The sequence below is a fragment of the Marinobacter sp. M5B genome (assembly GCF_042604615.1).
Lineage (GTDB): Bacteria > Pseudomonadota > Gammaproteobacteria > Pseudomonadales > Oleiphilaceae > Marinobacter > Marinobacter salarius.
Genome location: NZ_CP156894.1, coordinates 558637 through 575551, shown reverse-complemented (window position 1 = coordinate 575551; position 16915 = coordinate 558637). Strand labels below are relative to the sequence as shown.

13 protein-coding genes are annotated in these 16915 nt (G+C 57.8%); 7 read left to right on the top strand and 6 right to left on the bottom strand.

Going from position 1 to position 16915, the window contains the following annotated elements:
* Window positions 1–64: 64 nt before the first annotated feature.
* The 6 genes from AAGD24_RS02610 to AAGD24_RS02585 all read right to left on the bottom strand — a co-directional run bounded on the left by AAGD24_RS02610 (window position 65) and on the right by AAGD24_RS02585 (window position 6399).
* Complete coding sequence (locus tag AAGD24_RS02610; RefSeq protein ID WP_379866418.1) at window positions 65–1303, bottom strand: urate hydroxylase PuuD; 1239 nt, start codon at window positions 1301–1303, stop codon at window positions 65–67.
* 50 nt (window positions 1304–1353) lie between these two features.
* On the bottom strand, window positions 1354–1707 hold the full coding sequence (gene uraH / locus AAGD24_RS02605; protein ID WP_075195336.1) for a hydroxyisourate hydrolase: 354 nt from the start codon (window positions 1705–1707) through the stop codon (window positions 1354–1356).
* A gap of 76 nt (window positions 1708–1783) precedes the next feature.
* The gene (locus AAGD24_RS02600) at window positions 1784–2542 is read right to left on the bottom strand and encodes an outer membrane protein OmpK (RefSeq protein ID WP_085681759.1); all 759 of its coding nucleotides are present in this window, start codon (window positions 2540–2542) and stop codon (window positions 1784–1786) included.
* Between the two features lie 66 nt (window positions 2543–2608).
* Window positions 2609–3985 (bottom strand): NCS2 family permease, encoded by a 1377-nt coding sequence (locus tag AAGD24_RS02595; protein WP_369810916.1) that lies wholly within the window; start codon window positions 3983–3985, stop codon window positions 2609–2611.
* Window positions 3986–4217: 232 nt separating this feature from the next.
* A complete protein-coding gene (gene guaD / locus AAGD24_RS02590) occupies window positions 4218–5519 on the bottom strand; it encodes a guanine deaminase (protein ID WP_228210329.1) in 1302 nt (433 codons plus the stop codon).
* Window positions 5520–5709: 190 nt separating this feature from the next.
* Window positions 5710–6399 carry a TetR/AcrR family transcriptional regulator gene (locus AAGD24_RS02585; RefSeq protein WP_075195340.1) on the bottom strand — a complete coding sequence of 230 codons (690 nt, stop codon included), beginning with the start codon at window positions 6397–6399 and terminating at the stop codon, window positions 5710–5712.
* Between the two features lie 280 nt (window positions 6400–6679).
* Between AAGD24_RS02585 and xdhA the strand changes: the two genes are divergently transcribed.
* From xdhA to AAGD24_RS02550, 7 genes are all read left to right on the top strand, one after another.
* Window positions 6680–8239, top strand: a complete 1560-nt coding sequence (gene xdhA, locus AAGD24_RS02580) for a xanthine dehydrogenase small subunit (protein ID WP_379866415.1) — start codon at window positions 6680–6682, stop codon at window positions 8237–8239.
* Window positions 8232–10598 carry a xanthine dehydrogenase molybdopterin binding subunit gene (xdhB, locus tag AAGD24_RS02575; RefSeq protein WP_075195342.1) on the top strand — a complete coding sequence of 789 codons (2367 nt, stop codon included), beginning with the start codon at window positions 8232–8234 and terminating at the stop codon, window positions 10596–10598. The genes xdhA and xdhB overlap by 8 nt, the downstream gene beginning before the upstream one ends.
* The gene (gene xdhC, locus AAGD24_RS02570; protein ID WP_075195343.1) at window positions 10583–11461 is read left to right on the top strand and encodes a xanthine dehydrogenase accessory protein XdhC; all 879 of its coding nucleotides are present in this window, start codon (window positions 10583–10585) and stop codon (window positions 11459–11461) included. Before xdhB ends, xdhC begins: the two co-directional genes overlap by 16 nt.
* A 170-nt stretch (window positions 11462–11631) precedes the next feature.
* Window positions 11632–12987 carry an 8-oxoguanine deaminase gene (locus tag AAGD24_RS02565; protein WP_136632873.1) on the top strand — a complete coding sequence of 452 codons (1356 nt, stop codon included), beginning with the start codon at window positions 11632–11634 and terminating at the stop codon, window positions 12985–12987.
* Window positions 12988–13057: 70 nt separating this feature from the next.
* Window positions 13058–14455 (top strand): uracil-xanthine permease family protein, encoded by a 1398-nt coding sequence (locus AAGD24_RS02560; RefSeq protein WP_085681763.1) that lies wholly within the window; start codon window positions 13058–13060, stop codon window positions 14453–14455.
* A 61-nt stretch (window positions 14456–14516) separates the two neighbouring features.
* Entirely contained in the window at window positions 14517–14936 is a 420-nt protein-coding gene (locus AAGD24_RS02555; protein WP_041334451.1) for a heme-binding protein, read from the top strand.
* A gap of 48 nt (window positions 14937–14984) precedes the next feature.
* On the top strand, window positions 14985–16907 hold the full coding sequence (locus AAGD24_RS02550; RefSeq protein WP_228210326.1) for a methyl-accepting chemotaxis protein: 1923 nt from the start codon (window positions 14985–14987) through the stop codon (window positions 16905–16907).
* Window positions 16908–16915 lie beyond the last annotated feature (8 nt).

The following is a 16915-nucleotide window of genomic DNA, read 5'->3' as shown; positions in this document are numbered from 1 at the left end:
GCTCGCCTTCAATATGCATTGTATACTTAAATATACTATATTGTGTCCAACTCGAACGCAACACTCATTCACCCCAGTTCTTGATGATTTCGCGTTCTTCTTCGGTCATGTTCGTGGCGTTGCCCAACGGCATGTATCCGTTCGCCACAACCTCCTGGATCTTGGCCTGATGGCTGAGGATCTGATCAACCGCATCAAACGCAAATCCCGCCGGCGGAGCCGAAAACGCCGGGTTCTCAGGTTGCTTCGAATGGCATCCCGCACAGTGTTGCTCAATGGTCGCGCCCACGTTGGCAGCAAGGGGGGATTCACTTGTCTCATGCGTCGTCGTATTGGGCTCGGCGTTTGCCTGAGCCGTTGCCACCTGGGACTCTCCCGTGGGAGCGGCCACCCAGAACGCCAGCAGAATCAGCACACCACCGGCCAGAAGGTAGGAAGGTTGGGTTTTGCCCGCGTGCATCAGTACAAAGAACTGGCGGATAACGGCGCCGGCAAATATGAGCAGCGACATGACCAACCATGCCTGAGCCTCTGTATAGGCGAAGGCGTAGTGATTACTGATCATCAACAGAACGACGGGAAGCGTGAAGTAGGTATTGTGGACAGAGCGTTGTTTACCGCGCTTGCCATCAATCGGATTGGGCTCCTCGCCCGCCTTCATGGCATCGACCATGCGGCGCTGGCCCGGAATGATCCAGAAGAAAACGTTCGCGGACATGGCTGTCGCCATGACAGCACCGGTCAGAAGGAACGCAGCACGGCCAGCAAACAACTGAGTGCTTACATAGGCAACTATGACAAGCAGCACCCCAACCGCAATACTCAGAATGCCGTCCCGCTCCATGTTCGGGCTTATGCGCTTGCACAGATCATTGTATACAACCCACCCGAATACCAGGAAAAGCACCGCCGCAACGTTGGCCTGCCATCCACTTAACTCAGCAGCCCACTGCCAACTGCTATTGGTGTTCACCAGGTAGAAGCCTGGGTTGACCATGTAGAGAATAACGAACAGCGCGAAACCCGACAGCCAGGTGGTGTACGATTTCCAGAACGACCAATGCAGGTCGGCAGGCAAGGTACCCGGGCTGGTGGCGTACTTTTGGTTGTGATAGAAACCGCCCCCATGCACGGCCCACATCTCACCAAAAACCCCCTTCTTTTTGCAGTTTTCGGCCTGTGGCGGCTTGAGGCTGTTATCCAGCATCACGAAGTAGATTGACTCACCAATCCACGCAATCGCCGCAATCACATGCAGCCACCGCAACATGAAATTCACAAAATCCAGAATGTAAGCTTCCATTAACCTGTTCTCTTGTTCGCACTGTTGTATTGATGACTGACCATCTCGACTCAGCTACCGCGGTAGGTGGAGTAGCTATAGGGAGAAAGCAGGAGGGGCACATGAAAGTGCTGGGAGGCGTCAGCCACGCCGAAACGCAATGGGATAACATCGAGAAAGCGCGGTTCGTCAGCCTCTACGCCCTGGCGCCGGAGGTAGTCTCCAGCGTGAAAGACCAGCTCGAACTGGCCCTCGGTAAAGGCCTCACCTTCAAGTATCGGGGCATCGCAACGGCCATCATCATTAGTGGTGACTTCTTTCAGCAAGGTGCGCGATTCACCCTCCAGTCGGTAAACCTCGATACGAATACCCTGCCCGGGGCGTCCCAGCGAAGTATCCAGTACGTGTGTGGTAAGGCGTCCCATAAAGTTCTCCTGTCATGTGATGGCAGCTGGACCGCTGAAACCAGCGGCCCAATGGATCCGATGATGATAGCGCGGGTCAGAAATGGAACTTGACCAGTGCGCTAACAGCGTTCTCCGTATCTATGTTTGGGCTACCGAATTTATTACGCCAGTACGAGTACTCTATACCGGCATACAACACGCCAGCCTCTCCCGTGAAATGACCAAGGTCGAGTTTGAACTGCGGGTTGATGTGCAAGTCTGCACTCTGAGCACCGCTTACCCCCGATGAATAGTCGATAAAACCGTCAAAGAGAAACGCCGCGCTGCCCAGTTCGAACGGCACCCCCCATGTTACGGTCAGCTGCCAGTCGTCCGGCGTGTCGAACGCGGTGTTGTTTTCAACATAGTAGGCATTGGTGTTGAAGTATTGGAATCCAGGGATGTCCCAGCCCAATCCAAGACCGTACATGTAGTTGTTCGCCTCTACCCCACCATCGAACTCATACTGGGTTGCCAGGTAGACGTCATTAACCGGCCCGAAGCCCAGATCCTGGCCGCTTAGCCAACTCAGGCTCAACCGGGGCGCGAACTCCCCATAGGTGGAGTCAGCGTTACCGGAATCCCCCTGAACCTGATAGCGGTCAATGAAGAAGAACGTATCCCCCCAGTTGTGGGCGGTCACGTTTTCAAAGGTAAACACGGTCGCAGACTCTTTTTGAGAGCCAAAGATTTCATAGTCATCGCTATAAAGCAGCGACACACTGGAACTGCCGAAGAACTTTTCAGCGTGAACAACCGGAACAAACGCGGTGAAAACGCACGCCGCCAGCAGGATTTTTTGCAACAGTTTCATTTTTACTACCTCTCGTTTTGTTGTTTTGGGGTAAAACCTCGGGTTCGGGTCAACCGTGTGCCTTGATCACAGGAAGGCGAACTTGGCGATGAAGATGACACAGAGAACATACAGGCTGACGGATACTTTCTTCCTCTGCCCGGTAAGCAGCTTCAACGTGGCATAGGTAACGAAGCCCAGCGCAATGCCATTGGCGATGGAGAAGGTCAGCGGCATCATCACCACAGTAATGATGGCCGGAATGGTGTCGGTGATGTCCTTCCAGTCGATGTGGGCCATTCCACTCATCATCAGCATAGCGACGTATATAAGTGCGCCTGAGGTCGCGTAGGCCGGGATCATTCCCGCAAGAGGTGCAAAGAAGGTTGCCAGCAGGAATAGCACGCCGACAGTGACGGCTGTCAGACCAGTGCGACCACCCGCGGCTACGCCTGAAGCGCTTTCAACGTAGCTGGTTACCGGCGGGCAACCCACAAATGAGCCCAGGACACTGGATGTACTGTCCGCTTTAAGGGATTTGGAAAGGTTTTCTATCTTGCCGTTCTCGTCAACCAGGTTTGCACGATGAGCCACCCCCATCAGTGTTCCCGCGGTGTCGAACATGTTCACGAAGAGAAACGCGAGCACAACGCTGATCATTCCCACGTTCAACGCGCCCGCAATATCCATCGCCAGCCAGGTTGGCGCCAGGCTGGGAGGGAGCGACACAACACCGCCATACTCCACAAGCCCCATACTCCAGCCGATCCCCGTTACAATGAGCATGCTCAATAGGATGGCGCCAAACACATTGCGGTGGCTAAGCACCGCGATCAGCAAGAAGCAGATGGCGGCCAGTAGTGCCGAAGGCTCACCAAAAGACCCCATCGTCACCAGCGTCGCGGGGCTGTCGACGACAATGCCCGCCGTCTTCAGGCCAATGAGCCCGAGAAACAGACCAACCCCTGCCCCCATGGCAAAACGCAGGCTCATCGGAATGCTGTTAAGCAGCCATTCGCGGATTCGCGAGAGGCTCATAATCATAAACAGGATGCCGGAGAGGAAGACCGCGCCAAGGGCAACCTGCCAGGTGTAACCCATTTCACCAACGACGGTGTAGGTAAAAAACGCGTTGAGCCCCATGCCCGGCGCCAGTCCCACCGGCCAGTTGGCGTAGAACCCCATGAGCAGGCAGCCAAGTGCCGCCCCCAGACAGGTGGCGACGAACGCAGCACCATGATCAAGGCCGGCCGCAGCCATAACATTGGGATTAACGAAGATAATGTAGGCCATGGTTACGAAGGTGGTCAGGCCTGCTATCAGCTCAATCTTGACTGAGCTTCCATGCTGACGGAGCTTGAAAATGCGCTCGAGCCAGTCCGTTCTCGCTAACGCTCCGAGCGAGCGCTTCTGCTGATCGATGTTTTCCACAAGGTATTCCTCATCATTGTTGTTTTCTATCACCCAGAGCAGAGCCCTTGAGGCAGGTGATGGCTGGTTTGCCATATCGGCATTTCCTGACTTATCGGTCAGGAACCACAACTCCGATTATGCTTTTGTATACAACAATTGCAACAAAATTCTTATAACGATTGTGCACAAGAAAAAAGAAGGACCCGAAGAGGCGTGGTAGAAAGATTCTGGACCGAGGGTGGGCGCGCCCATCAGCGGCAACGGGCAGCCCACCAGTGGCACGCTATCGGCGGTGAACGGACATGCCCGCGCTGAAGGTTTCCTTCACCACGCGGTCATCGCCAAGAATCATGAGGGCAAACAGTGTTTCCTCGAGGCTCTTGGATTGCTTCAGGCGGTAACTGATCAGCGGCGTGGCTTCGTAATCCAGCACAACAAAGTCCGCTTCTTTCCCGGCCTGCAGGCTGCCAATCCTGTCATCCAGGTAGAGGGACCGGGCTCCGCCGAGCGTTGCAAGGTAAAAGGCTTTGAAAGGATCCAGTTTCTGCCCCTGCAGCTGCAACACCTTGTACGCCTCGTTAAGGCTTTGAAGCTGGGAAAAGCTGGTACCCGCCCCTACATCCGTGCCCAGGCCAACGCGAACCCCATGGGACTCCAGGTGCGCCAGGTCGAGCAAACCACTGCCAAGGAAGAGGTTCGACGTCGGGCAAAAGGCAACCGCAGAGCCAGTGTCGCCCAGCCGCCTGCACTCGTCGTCATGCAGGTGAACACCGTGTGCAAACACTGACCGTTCACCAATCAGGCCATGGTGGTCGTATACATCAAGGTAACCATCCCGTTCAGGAAACAGCTCTTTAACCCACTCAATCTCCTGTCGGTTCTCGGAAATGTGGGTGTGCATGTACAAGCCCGGGAATTCCTTGAAGAGCTTACCCGCCAGCTCGAGTTGCTCATCGGAGCTCGTCGGCGCAAATCGGGGCGTCACCGCATAGGACAAACGGCCCTTTCCATGCCAACGCTCAATAAGCTCCTTGCTGTCCGCATAACCGGATTCCGCTGTATCCACCAAATAGTCAGGCGCGCAACGGTCCATCAACACCTTGCCCGCAATCATCCGCAGGTTCAGCTTGGAGGCATGTTCGAAAAAGGCATCCACCGACTGCTTATGGACGGTTCCGAAGACCAGGGCCGTCGTTGTCCCGTTTCTCAACAGTTCACGGAGGAAGATCTCAGCCTGGGCATGAGCGTGCCGTGAATCATCAAACTGTCCCTCGCAGGGAAAGGTGTAGGTTTCCAGCCAGTCCAGCAACTGGGCGCCATAGGAGCCGATGATTCCCACCTGCGGATAATGGATATGGGTATCGACGAAGCCCGGGGTTATCAGGGCATCCTCGTAGTGGACGACCTCGATACCAGGAGACAGTGATGGCAACAGGCTCTCCGCCGCGCCTATCTCGACGACCGTGCCGTCCTCGACCACTAACAGGCCATCTTCAAAATACTCGTAGGAACGTTCCGCACCCACCACGCCCGGGTCGGCGATGCAGTGGAAAACAGAGGCACGGTAGGCTTTGCGCTGGGACATGGTCACTCTCGTCAGTCTTGTTGTCGCATTGGTATTGTTGGCGACGATTGGATTGCGTGTCTCAGGGAAATTTAAACAGGATTGGTAGCCTGGTCAATAAAAAACTGACCAATAAGTCAGGAAATTTTCAAGACCGAACGCCATTGAAGGCATACGACGGGCGGTATGCCAGGCATTCCGGAGTCAGGCGTTAAGGCTCGGCGAGGCCACAACCGCGCAGGATGACAGACGTCAGGAAATCCGCAGCGTGCTGAAAGTCACTTTCGGTGTATTCGCTCTTGTCCTCAATCGCGAGGATCTGGACCTGGAAGTCAGCGTAGTGTTGCGTGGATGACCAGATCAGGAGGATGAGTTGCACCGGATCAACGGGCGCCATTCGCCCCGCGTCGATCCACTGCTGAATCACACCCGCTCGCGCCTGCACCCACTCACGCATGGTCGTAGACAGATGGTCCTTGAGGACCGGCGCCCCCTGAATGATTTCCAGCGCAAACAGGCGCGATGCCAGGGGGTGGGTCCTGGATAGCTCTACCTTGGCGTGAATAAAACTGGCCAGGGTCGTGGCGGGGTCATCTTCTGGCTGTATCTTCGAGAACATCTCGTTCCACCGCCCCATGATGTCATCCATCAACGCGTAGTAGATGCGTTTTTTATTGCTGAAATAGTAAAGCACGTTGGATTTCGGCAGCCCCGCCCTGTCCGCAATCTTCTGAACGGTGGTTGCCCCGAAGCCGTTCTGGGAAAACTCCTTTTCCGCGGCCATCAGAATACGCTCACGATTGCGCTCACGGATTCGGCCCGGACGCACTTTCTTGCGCTTGCTGCCTGATGACGTTGTTCGCTTCGTTTCGGGGGAGTCTGGTTCGATTTGACGGGTCATGGTGTCGAGTAGCTTCAGGTTGGAACGTCGAGGCTCCGACGATAGCCGATCTCTGTGCGGCAATCAAAGGAATAGTCTTTACACAAAAAACTGGACTATTTGGTCAGGAAATTGTAAAAAGAATAACGGGCCCATGTGACTTTTGGCATCCGTGATGCGGCATCGCCTGTGCAACTACTGAAATCAATCAAGGGCTTACGCCAATGACTCTGATGCTCAGTCTTAAACAAAGAGAAAAGCAGAAAGAGACAGGCGCAAGTGCAGAAGAGCGGGAAAATTTGTGATCAGATTCTACTTGAACGGCCAACTACAAAAACTCAACCAAGTCGACCCGAATCTAAGCATCCTCGACTGGCTGCGCACCAGGAAGCGACTGACAGGCACCAAGGAAGGCTGCGCATCGGGTGACTGCGGGGCTTGCACCGTGGTGATCGGATCGCCCGATCCTGAGCAGTCCGGGCAACTCCGCTACGACAGCGTGAACAGCTGCATCGCGCTCGTCGGAAGCCTGCATGGCAAACATCTGGTGACCGTCGACGCGCTAACCCAGGAGCCAGCTCACCCGGTACAGAAGGAGATGGTGGAGTGTCACGGAGCCCAGTGCGGCTTCTGCACACCAGGCATCATCATGTCGCTGTTTGCCCTGCATACAGAAAGCGCAGCGAACGGTTCCGTGCCCGACGACGACGCCTTATTGGAGGCGCTGTCCGGCAACCTTTGCCGCTGCACGGGTTACCGGCCAATCATCGAGGCCGGGCGTCGGGCTTGCGTGCAAACGTGGGAACCCGGCACCGGTAACGCGGTTCTGAGCCGAAGCAGTGCGCTCAGCGGCCCGGATGGCGCGGCTCCGAACAACCCCGCGCCGGGCCTTAGCGGCATAGCCTGGCTGCAGAACCCCGAAATGATCGCCGACCTGTTAAGCGTACAGAATACGGCTGGCGAACTCACCGACGATCACGGCTACCGATACGATGCGCCAGCCACTCTGGACGCGCTTCGTGGACTGTGCCGCCAGTTTCCCAAGGCAAGGTTGATTGCCGGCGGCACCGACCTGTCCCTTGAAATCACCCAACAGCTCAAAGACCTTGATCACCTGATCGGTCTGAGTGGCATCAAGGAGCTGCAGGAGATCCACGAGGACGAAGACGGGATCTATCTCGGAGCCGGAGTGACCTACCGCGCCATGTTCCATAAGCTCGAGGAGCGTTGGCCGCACTTCGGGCCGATGCTGGAGCGCCTGGGTTCGCGCCAGATCCGCAACCGCGGGACTGTTGGGGGCAATATCGGGAACGCTTCGCCAATCGGCGACATGCCGCCCGCACTGATTGCACTGGGCGCAGAGCTCGACCTGGACAGCGTTGATGGCACCCGGCGCCTGCGCCTTGAGGACTTCTTCCACGGCTACAAGCAGACCGACCTCCAGCCTCACGAATTCATTCGGGGCACCTGGATCCCCAACCCGGCACCTAACGAAAAGCTGTTCATCTACAAAGTCTCCAAGCGCATTGATGACGACATTTCGGCAGTGCTGGGTGCCTTTTGGCTCAAGCGCGACGGCGACACCATCAAGGACTGCCGACTGGCCTTTGGCGGGATGGCGGCAACGCCAAAGCGGGCCAGTGGTGCTGAAGCGGCGCTTCGAGGCCAGCCCTGGAATGCAGACACGGTTGCGGCCGCCATTGCCGCACTGGAACTCGAATTTGAACCCATGACAGACGTGCGGGGGTCCGCAGCCTATCGCCTGCAAGTAGCCGGCAACCTGCTGCGCCGCGCGTTTTTGGAGAGCACTCAAGACACCACAACAACAAACCAGCCCCTCATGGTGACTGACTATGCGTAAACTACCTCCCAATATTCCGCGGCCCACCACAACGGCGAAAGGGCTGACAGGCACCCAGGCATTTCATGACAGTGCCTGGAAGCACGTTCGTGGACAGGCCCGCTATATAGACGACCTCCCCGAGCCCGCAGAACTCCTGCACGCGGCCGTCGGCCAGAGTACGCACGCCCACGCCCGTATCACCGCCATGGATCTCAGCGAGGTTTGGGCCTACCCCGGCGTGGTTTCGGTCATGACAGTCGAGGACGTGCCCGGCCATACCGACATCGGGCCGGTCTTTCCTGGCGATCCGGTTCTGGCCGGAGATGTGGTCGAACATGTGGGCCAGCCGCTGTTTGCCGTTGCGGCAACGAGTCATCGGGCGGCCCGCCAGGCGGCCCGACTTGCGAAAGTCAGCTATGAACCCCTTCCTGCCGCGTTGACCGCGGAGGCCGCGCTTGATCAGCAGTTGTTCGTGCGCCCCAGTCATACCCAGCTGAGGGGCGACCCGGATAAAGCACTTGCCGAAGCGCCGAATCGCCTACAGGCCCAGATGCACGTTGGCGGACAGGAGCATTTCTACCTGGAAGGACAGGCGTGCCTGGTAGAGCCTACCGAAGACGCGGGCGTGTTTGTTCATACCTCCAGCCAGCACCCCTCCGAGGTGCAAAAGCTGGTGGCCGAAGTGCTTGACCTCCCCATTCATGAAGTCCAGGTGGAAGTACGGCGCATGGGTGGCGGCTTCGGCGGCAAGGAAACCCAGGCCGCACCGCTGGCCTGTATCTCGGCCCTGCTTGCCCGACGCACCGGGCGGCCCGTTAAATACCGGATGGCGCGCTACGACGACATGGTACAAACGGGCAAGCGACACGACTTTTTCAACACCTATGACATTGGGTTCGACAACGAGGGTGTGCTGCGGGGGGCCGACATCATGGTGGCTGGACGCTGTGGCTTTTCGCCCGACCTGTCCGATGCCATCGTCGACCGCGCCATGTTTCATTCCGACAACGCCTATAGCCTGGGGCAGGCGCGTGTTGTTGGCCACCGCTGCAAAACCCATACGGTTTCCAATACCGCCTTCCGAGGCTTCGGTGGCCCCCAGGGCATGATGATCATTGAGCGGGCAATGGACGATATCGCCCGCCATCTCGGCATGGACCCGCTGGATGTGCGCAAGCGCAACCTGTACGGACCTGGCCGTGATGTAACCCACTATGGTCAAATCGTCGAGCAGCACGTTTTACCGGACCTGATCGACACGCTCGAGGCCAGCTCGGACTACCGTCAGCGTCGTACCGAGATTTCCAGGTTCAACAAAGAAAACTCGATCCTGAAACGGGGTTTGGCCCTGACACCGGTGAAGTTCGGCATTTCATTCACGGCCAAGCACCTCAACCAGGCCGGTGCACTGGTGCACGTTTACACCGATGGCAGCATTCACCTCAATCACGGCGGCACCGAAATGGGCCAGGGGCTTTACATCAAGGTAGCCCAGGTCGTAGCCGCAGCCTTCCAGGTAGACCTGGACCGGGTAAAAGTGTCCGCGACCCGGACCGACAAGGTGCCCAACACCTCACCAACGGCTGCCTCCTCGGGCACTGACCTGAACGGCATGGCTGCCCTGGATGCCTGCGAGAAAATCAAGCAGCGCCTGGTCGAGTTTGCCGCCGAAACCTACGGTGTGAGCGCGGACTCGGTACGGTTTGAAAACAACCAGGTCAATGTCGGTGAGCAGCAGTTCGGCTGGGCGGAGTTCGTGCAGCAGGCTTACATGGCGCGGGTTTCGCTGTCTTCCAACGGGTTCTACAGTACACCCAAGATTCACTATGACCGAGAAACCGGTCAAGGCCGGCCCTTCCTGTATTACGCCAACGGGGCTGCCTGCGCAGAGGTGGTGGTTGATACCCTCACCGGAGAGTACAAGACCATGCGGGTGGACATCCTTCACGACGTGGGGCAGTCGCTGAATCCGGCCGTGGACATTGGCCAGATTGAAGGCGGCTTTGTTCAGGGCATGGGCTGGCTCACCACCGAAGAGTTGGTATACAGCGACGAAGGCCGACTGTTGTCCAACGGCCCGGCGACGTACAAAATCCCGGCTGTGTCAGACGCGCCACCGGATTTCCGGGTGGCCCTGCTGCCTCACAGCCCCAACCGGGAAGCCACCGTATTCCGCTCAAAGGCTGTGGGCGAACCGCCACTCATGCTGGGCATGGCAGTATGGTCTGCCCTGCGTGACGCTGTTTCGAGCGTGGCGGACTATCGCTACAGCCCGCCCCTGGACACGCCTGCGACACCAGAGCGGGTGCTCCAGGCTGTCACGGCAACCGAGCGCTGGGTAGCAGCTCAGGGGGAACCGTCATGCAAGAACGCCTGACCTGGATCCAAGCCGTTGCTGACTGCGAACGTCGCGGTCAGCCCTATGTTTTGGTCACGGTACTGGGCGTAACAGGCTCGGTACCACGGGAGCCGGCCAGTAAGATGGTCGTCACCCGGGAACACAGCTACGACACCATCGGCGGCGGCCACCTGGAATACCGGGTGATCGCCCGCGCCCGCGAGCGCCTGGCAAACCACGAATACAGCTACGAGCTGGCGCACTTCCCTCTGGGTGCCAGCCTTGGACAATGCTGTGGTGGTAGCGTGGCGGTCCTGCTGGAGGCCCAGTCCGGCGGCGATGCCCGCCTTGTGGTCTTTGGTGCGGGTCACGTCAGCCATGCCCTGATGCGTATCGTGGGTGATTTGCCCTGGCAGATCACCTGGGTCGACTCCCGGCAGGAATGTTTTCCGGACAGGACGCCCGACAACACCACGGTTCATTGCACCGACGACCCAGTTGGGGACGTTCCCGAACTGTGCAGCAACGCCCATGTACTGATTCTGACCCACAACCACGCACTGGATTATGACCTCTGCCAGGCGCTGCTGAAACGGGACGATGTGCGCACGATCGGCCTGATCGGTTCGCAGACCAAGGCGGAGCGTTTTCGCCAACGCCTTGCTCACCGCGGGTATACCGAAGCCGATATCGACCGCATCCGGTGCCCCGTCGGGCGCAGTGACATCCCGGGTAAGCGGCCCATGGAAGTCGCGGTGTCCATTTCCGCCGAGCTTCTTAGCCTGGTCGCTTCCGACACGGCCGAGAAACCATCAAAACGAGGCCTCTCCTGGGGGGCTCTCAAAGCGCTTACAAAAGAAGTTAAGCCTAACGAGGTTGAAGTCGCGGGCCAGAAAACGTAACCCAGCAGACAACCTACATCGCTGCCAACCCCGGGCTGGCGCCCGCTTGAGCGCTGGCCCGGCAAATACCCTGTCATTAAAAGTTCAATTTGCTCACAATTTTTATTGACAAGTAATACATATTTGTACGAAGTTATCGGTCATAATGTATACAACAAAGAGCTGTAGAAATGACCGAAACAGACCACAGATTATGGATTCGCAATCCGCTTGCCTGCTCTGACCCAGGCGCAGCCGGCGGTATTGTCGTCACGGGAACAAGAATTGTGGAAAAAGTGGCCGGGGGGCAACAACCTCACCAGCCCGTTAACGAGACCTTCGATGCTTCCGGGCATGTCCTGTTACCCGGCTTGGTAAATACCCACCATCACTTCTACCAAACCCTGACCCGAGCCTATTCCCCCGCGCTCAATAAAGAGTTATTTCCCTGGCTGACCACGCTTTACGATGTCTGGGCCAATCTCAACGACAGCCAGATGGCCCTGGCCAGCGAGTTGGCGATGGTCGAGCTGCTGATGTCGGGATGCACCACCGTAGCGGACCATCATTACGTCTTTTCCGGTGCCTTGGTAAACGCGATTGACTGCCAGGTCGAAACCGCCCAGCGCCTTGGCGTTCGTGCGGCACTGACTCGCGGGTCCATGAGCGTCGGGCGCGACGATGGCGGTCTGCCGCCACAGACCGTGGTGCAGGACGAGCAAACCATTGTCGATGACAGCCAGCGTCTTATCGACCGTTACCACCAGCGTGCTGAAGGGGCCATGACCACCATCGCCCTGGCGCCTTGTTCACCGTTTTCAGTCAGCCGGGAATTGATGCGCGAGAGCGCGCGGCTTGCAGAGAACAACGACGTTCGCCTCCACACCCATCTTGCCGAAACCGAAGATGAGACCGCTTACTGCCAGAAGCTGTTTGGCATGCGCCCGCTGGATTATCTCGAGGACAGTGGCTGGCTCACCGATCGCACGTGGCTGGCCCATGGCATTCATTTCAATGACGACGAGATTCAGCGCCTTGGCCGTGCAGGCACGGGCATCGCTCACTGTCCCTCGTCAAACATGGTTCTGGGCTCAGGGCTGTGCCGGACCCTGGAACTCGAAGCGGCGGGCTCACCGGTCGGATTGGCGGTCGATGGATCAGCATCGAGCGACCACTCGAACCTTGCCTCGGAAATGCGTCAGGCACTGCTTCTGGGCCGCCTGCGTTACTCGCCGAGCCAGGTAACACACGAAGCCGTCATCCGCTGGGCAACGCAAGGCTCGGCCCGTTGCCTGGGACGAACCGATATCGGTGGACTGGAGCCAGGCCAGCAGGCTGACCTGGCGCTGTTCAAACTTGATGAGCCGCGTTTCTCAGGCGCGGAGAATCCACTGGCGGCGTTGCTGCTGTGTGGTGCACAACGCGCTGACCGGGTCATGGTCGCCGGGCGCTGGAGAGTGACCGGCGGCCTGCCCTGCGACGTCGATCTTGACGCGTTGATGGCACGCCATGATGAAGCAGCCCGCCAACTAAGGAGAGCTATTTAGAAAATCTTTGTAGAGCTATTGGTAGTCAACAGTCAGGCATTCCTACAAAAACAACACCTAGGAGAGACTCATGACAACAAGTACATCCGAACGGCCAGATACCGGTCCAGGTGACCGTTATAGCACCCGCGACGTTAATTCCATGCCGCCCTTGCGCCGCGCGATACCGCTGGGCATTCAACATGTTCTGGCGATGTTCGTTAGCAACGTGACCGTGCCAATCATCATCGCCGGGGCGGCGGACCTGCCTCCCGATCAGACGGCTTTTATGGTTCAGGCCGCGATGTTTGTCGCAGGCATCGCTACTCTGTTGCAGTCCCTGGGCCTGGGGCCCATCGGTGCTCGCCTTCCTATTGTTATGGGGACCAGCTTCGGATTCGTACCGGTCCTGATTCCCATAGCCATCGGCATGGGGTTGCCCGCCGCCCTTGGAGCGGCGTTGTGCGGTGGCGTCGCGATGGCGCTAATGGGGTTGTTTCTTCCCTGGTTCCGGTTTTTGTTCCCGCCAGTGGTGACTGGAACCTTTGTCGTGATGCTGGGCATTCTGTTGATGCCCGTTGGTCTTGCCTACGCCGGTGGTGGTTTCGGCGTGTCGGATTTCGGCGCCCCCCATCACATCGGACTGGCCTCGCTTGTTCTCGTCGTAACCGTGGGACTTCATCAGTTCGGCCGAGGTATCTGGAGTGAAGTTGCCCCACTGGCCGGCTTGCTGGTTGGCTTCGTTGCTGCCGCGGCTTTTGGCTATGTCGATTTCTCCAAGGTGGGCGATGCCGACTGGGTGACGTTCCCCACCCCACTGGGCATTGGTATCGAGTTCCATATGGCCGCCATCATCCCCGTGGTGGTGCTGTCGCTGGTCACCGTGGCCGAATCCATCGGCGATATAGTGGGTACTACAGCGGGCGGGCTGAACCGTGAACCCACCAAGAAGGAGCTCTCCGGCGGTGTCATGGCCGATGGCATCGCGAGCGTGTTTGCCGCTGTTTTCAATGCGTTCCCCCAGATCAGTTTCAGCCAGAACGTAGGCATGGTTGCATTAACGGGCGTCGTTAGCCGCTATGTGGTGGCGATTGGCGGCGGATTCCTGGTGTTGGCCGGCCTGTTGCCAAAGCTCGGCGGTCTCGTTTCCAGTATTCCCAACGCGGTGCTCGGCGGTGCGGTACTGCTGATGTTCGGCATGATCGCCAGTGCCGGCATTAAGATGCTCAGCCAGGTGCCGTTCGACAAGCGCAACATGCTGATCATTGGCACCTCTCTGACCATCGCAGTGGGTTTGCCAGCGCAAGAAGGGCTCTATGCCAACCTGTCCGAAAACCTGCAAGCGATGATCGAATCCGGTTTGATCCCCGGGGCCATTACCGCCATCGCGCTGAACCTTATTCTTCCCAAAATCCCAAACCCGGTGCCCGATAGCTCTGAGTGCCCTGAAAGCTCCAAGAGCACGGAAATGAGGCCGGACTCACTTTGAATATCTGGGTGATTGAGGGCCGAACGGCCATGTTTCCCAGCGATAAACCAAGGATAACTCGATGAAAACAAAACCAGTGCTAGGCTTAACAGACGTCAATCTGATTCTCGACGCGGCTCAGAAAGAGGCCGACGCCAACGGCTGGCCGGTAACCATCGCGGTAGCGGACGATGGCGGCCATGTCCTGGGGCTGCGTCGGCTGGACGCAACGGCGCCATTCACCGCGCATGTCGCCATGGAAAAGGCCCGTAGCGCCGCCATGGGCCGAAAAGAGACACAGATTTTCGAAGACATGATCAACAATGGGCGAAATGCTTTTCTTTCAGCACCGCTCCAGGGGCTTCTCGCCGGCGGCGTGCCGGTGATCCTGGACGATCAGGTGGCCGGAAGCGTGGGAGTCTCCGGCGTCAAACCCGATCAGGATGTGCGGATAGCCAAGGCTGGCATTGAGGCGATCACCTCATCCGTGAATCGCCTTTGAAAAGTGGATTGCCCCATTAACCACTGAAGCCATCGCACTGGAGTATCCATGAGCATTCGCCTAAAGCTAATCATCGGAATGGGGGCAGCACTGCTTGCCAGCACGTTGCTGTTGGTTTCCCTTAATATCGTCCAGATGCGAGGGCTTCTTGATCGATACCTGCTCAACTCCGCCCTGCCATCCAGTCTGGAAGCGATAGCAAACTCCGTTGAGCGCGACCTCCAGGCGCCTATTACAGCGTCACGGCTGATTGCGGGGAACAGCTACCTCAAAGAGTGGATCGGTGACAACGAACCACAGCAGGGGCTCGACCCCGCCACCCGATATCTGGAGGGAGTCAGGCGCAGCCAGGAAGCCGCCTCCGCCCATTTCGTGTCGGTAAATACTGGCAACTACTACACCCATCAGGGCATCGACAGGGTGGTGACTCCCCAGGCGGACCGCTGGTTCTATAATTTCCTGGAAAGCGGCGAGACCATGGAGCTATCGCTGGACGTGGACAAAGCAACGGGTAAACCTACCCTCTTCATCAATGCCCGCATGGAGGATGGCGGCGAGGCTATCGCAGTAACCGGCGTCGGAATCGGGCTTGATCAGATGGCGGAGCGAATCAGGGAATTCCGCTTTGGTGAAACCGGTATCGTTTACCTGGTGTCTGAAACCGGCCAGGTCAACATTCATCCTGACCTGCAGCAAACAGATCAGCCCCTATCGAAGGTTATTTCTCCAACGGCCGCCGCCGAACTGTTGAAAGACCCGACATACCATCTGACCGAGTTTGATCGTGATGGCCGTCGCTTCATCGCCGCCAGCTTGCCTCTGTCGATCACAGACTGGCGTGTCGTTGTAGAGGTTCCGTCTACCGAGATCTACGGCGAAGCCAGCCGGGCCAACCAGACCTCCTTGCTCGTCGGCGTCCTCGTGGCTCTTGTTTTCCTCGGCATCATAGCTTTGGTCGCCACTCGCATGACGAAGCCACTGACGAAAATCACTCGGGCGTTGACCGAAATTGCCAAGGGTGGCGGCGATCTCACCCAGGAACTGGCGGTTGAACGCAAAGACGAGCTGGGCCAATTGGCGACCGGGTTTAACCAGTTTGTCGGGGCACAACGAGAGATGGTTCGGGGTCTTTTGGAGACGGCAATCCGGCTCAAGGCCTTTGTCGATCAAACCTCCACCGTGATGACGGCCAACACCGACCGGGCCAAGGAACAAAGCAGCCTGACGGACTCCGTCGCCACGGCGGTGTGCGAGATGGAAGCCACGGTTCAGGAGATTGCCAAAAGCGCCACGGAAACGGCAAACCAGCTGGAGCAGGTCGGCAACAGCGCCAGTGACATTCGTGAAGGCATGTCGCGTTCCATCGCCCAGGTCGAGGGAATGGCGAATAACATCCGCGAATCGGCCTCGGCGATCCAGCAGTTGGCTACCGAAGCGCGGGATATTGGCCAGGTGATCGAAGTGATCAATGCCATATCCGATCAAACCAATCTACTGGCTTTGAACGCAGCGATCGAAGCAGCACGTGCTGGTGAACATGGGCGCGGGTTCTCGGTGGTTGCTGACGAAGTTCGCAGCCTTGCACAGAAGACGCAATCATCTACCAAGCAAATTCGAACCATTATCGAGCGTTTGCAGGAGGGCTCCGAGCGTGCGGTCGAGACGATGGCCACAAGCGAGAAAGCCACCGAAGAAACCGTCAGCACTTCCGCCAGCATGGGCAAAGCCCTGGATGGAATCGGCGAGAACGTGGACCGGATTGTAGAGATGAGCCACCAGGTGGCTGCAGCAACCGAAGAACAGAGCTCCGTCACCGAGGAGATCAGCTCAAACGTTCAGGACATCTCTCATCTCAGCGCACGTTCGAGTGAGGACATGACCACAGCCAGCCGTGAAATCGAAGAATTACGTGCGATGGCGGAAAAGCTTGAAGCTCAAATGAAAGCGTTCCGGCTCGACCGTGAAGACTGACTTAATGA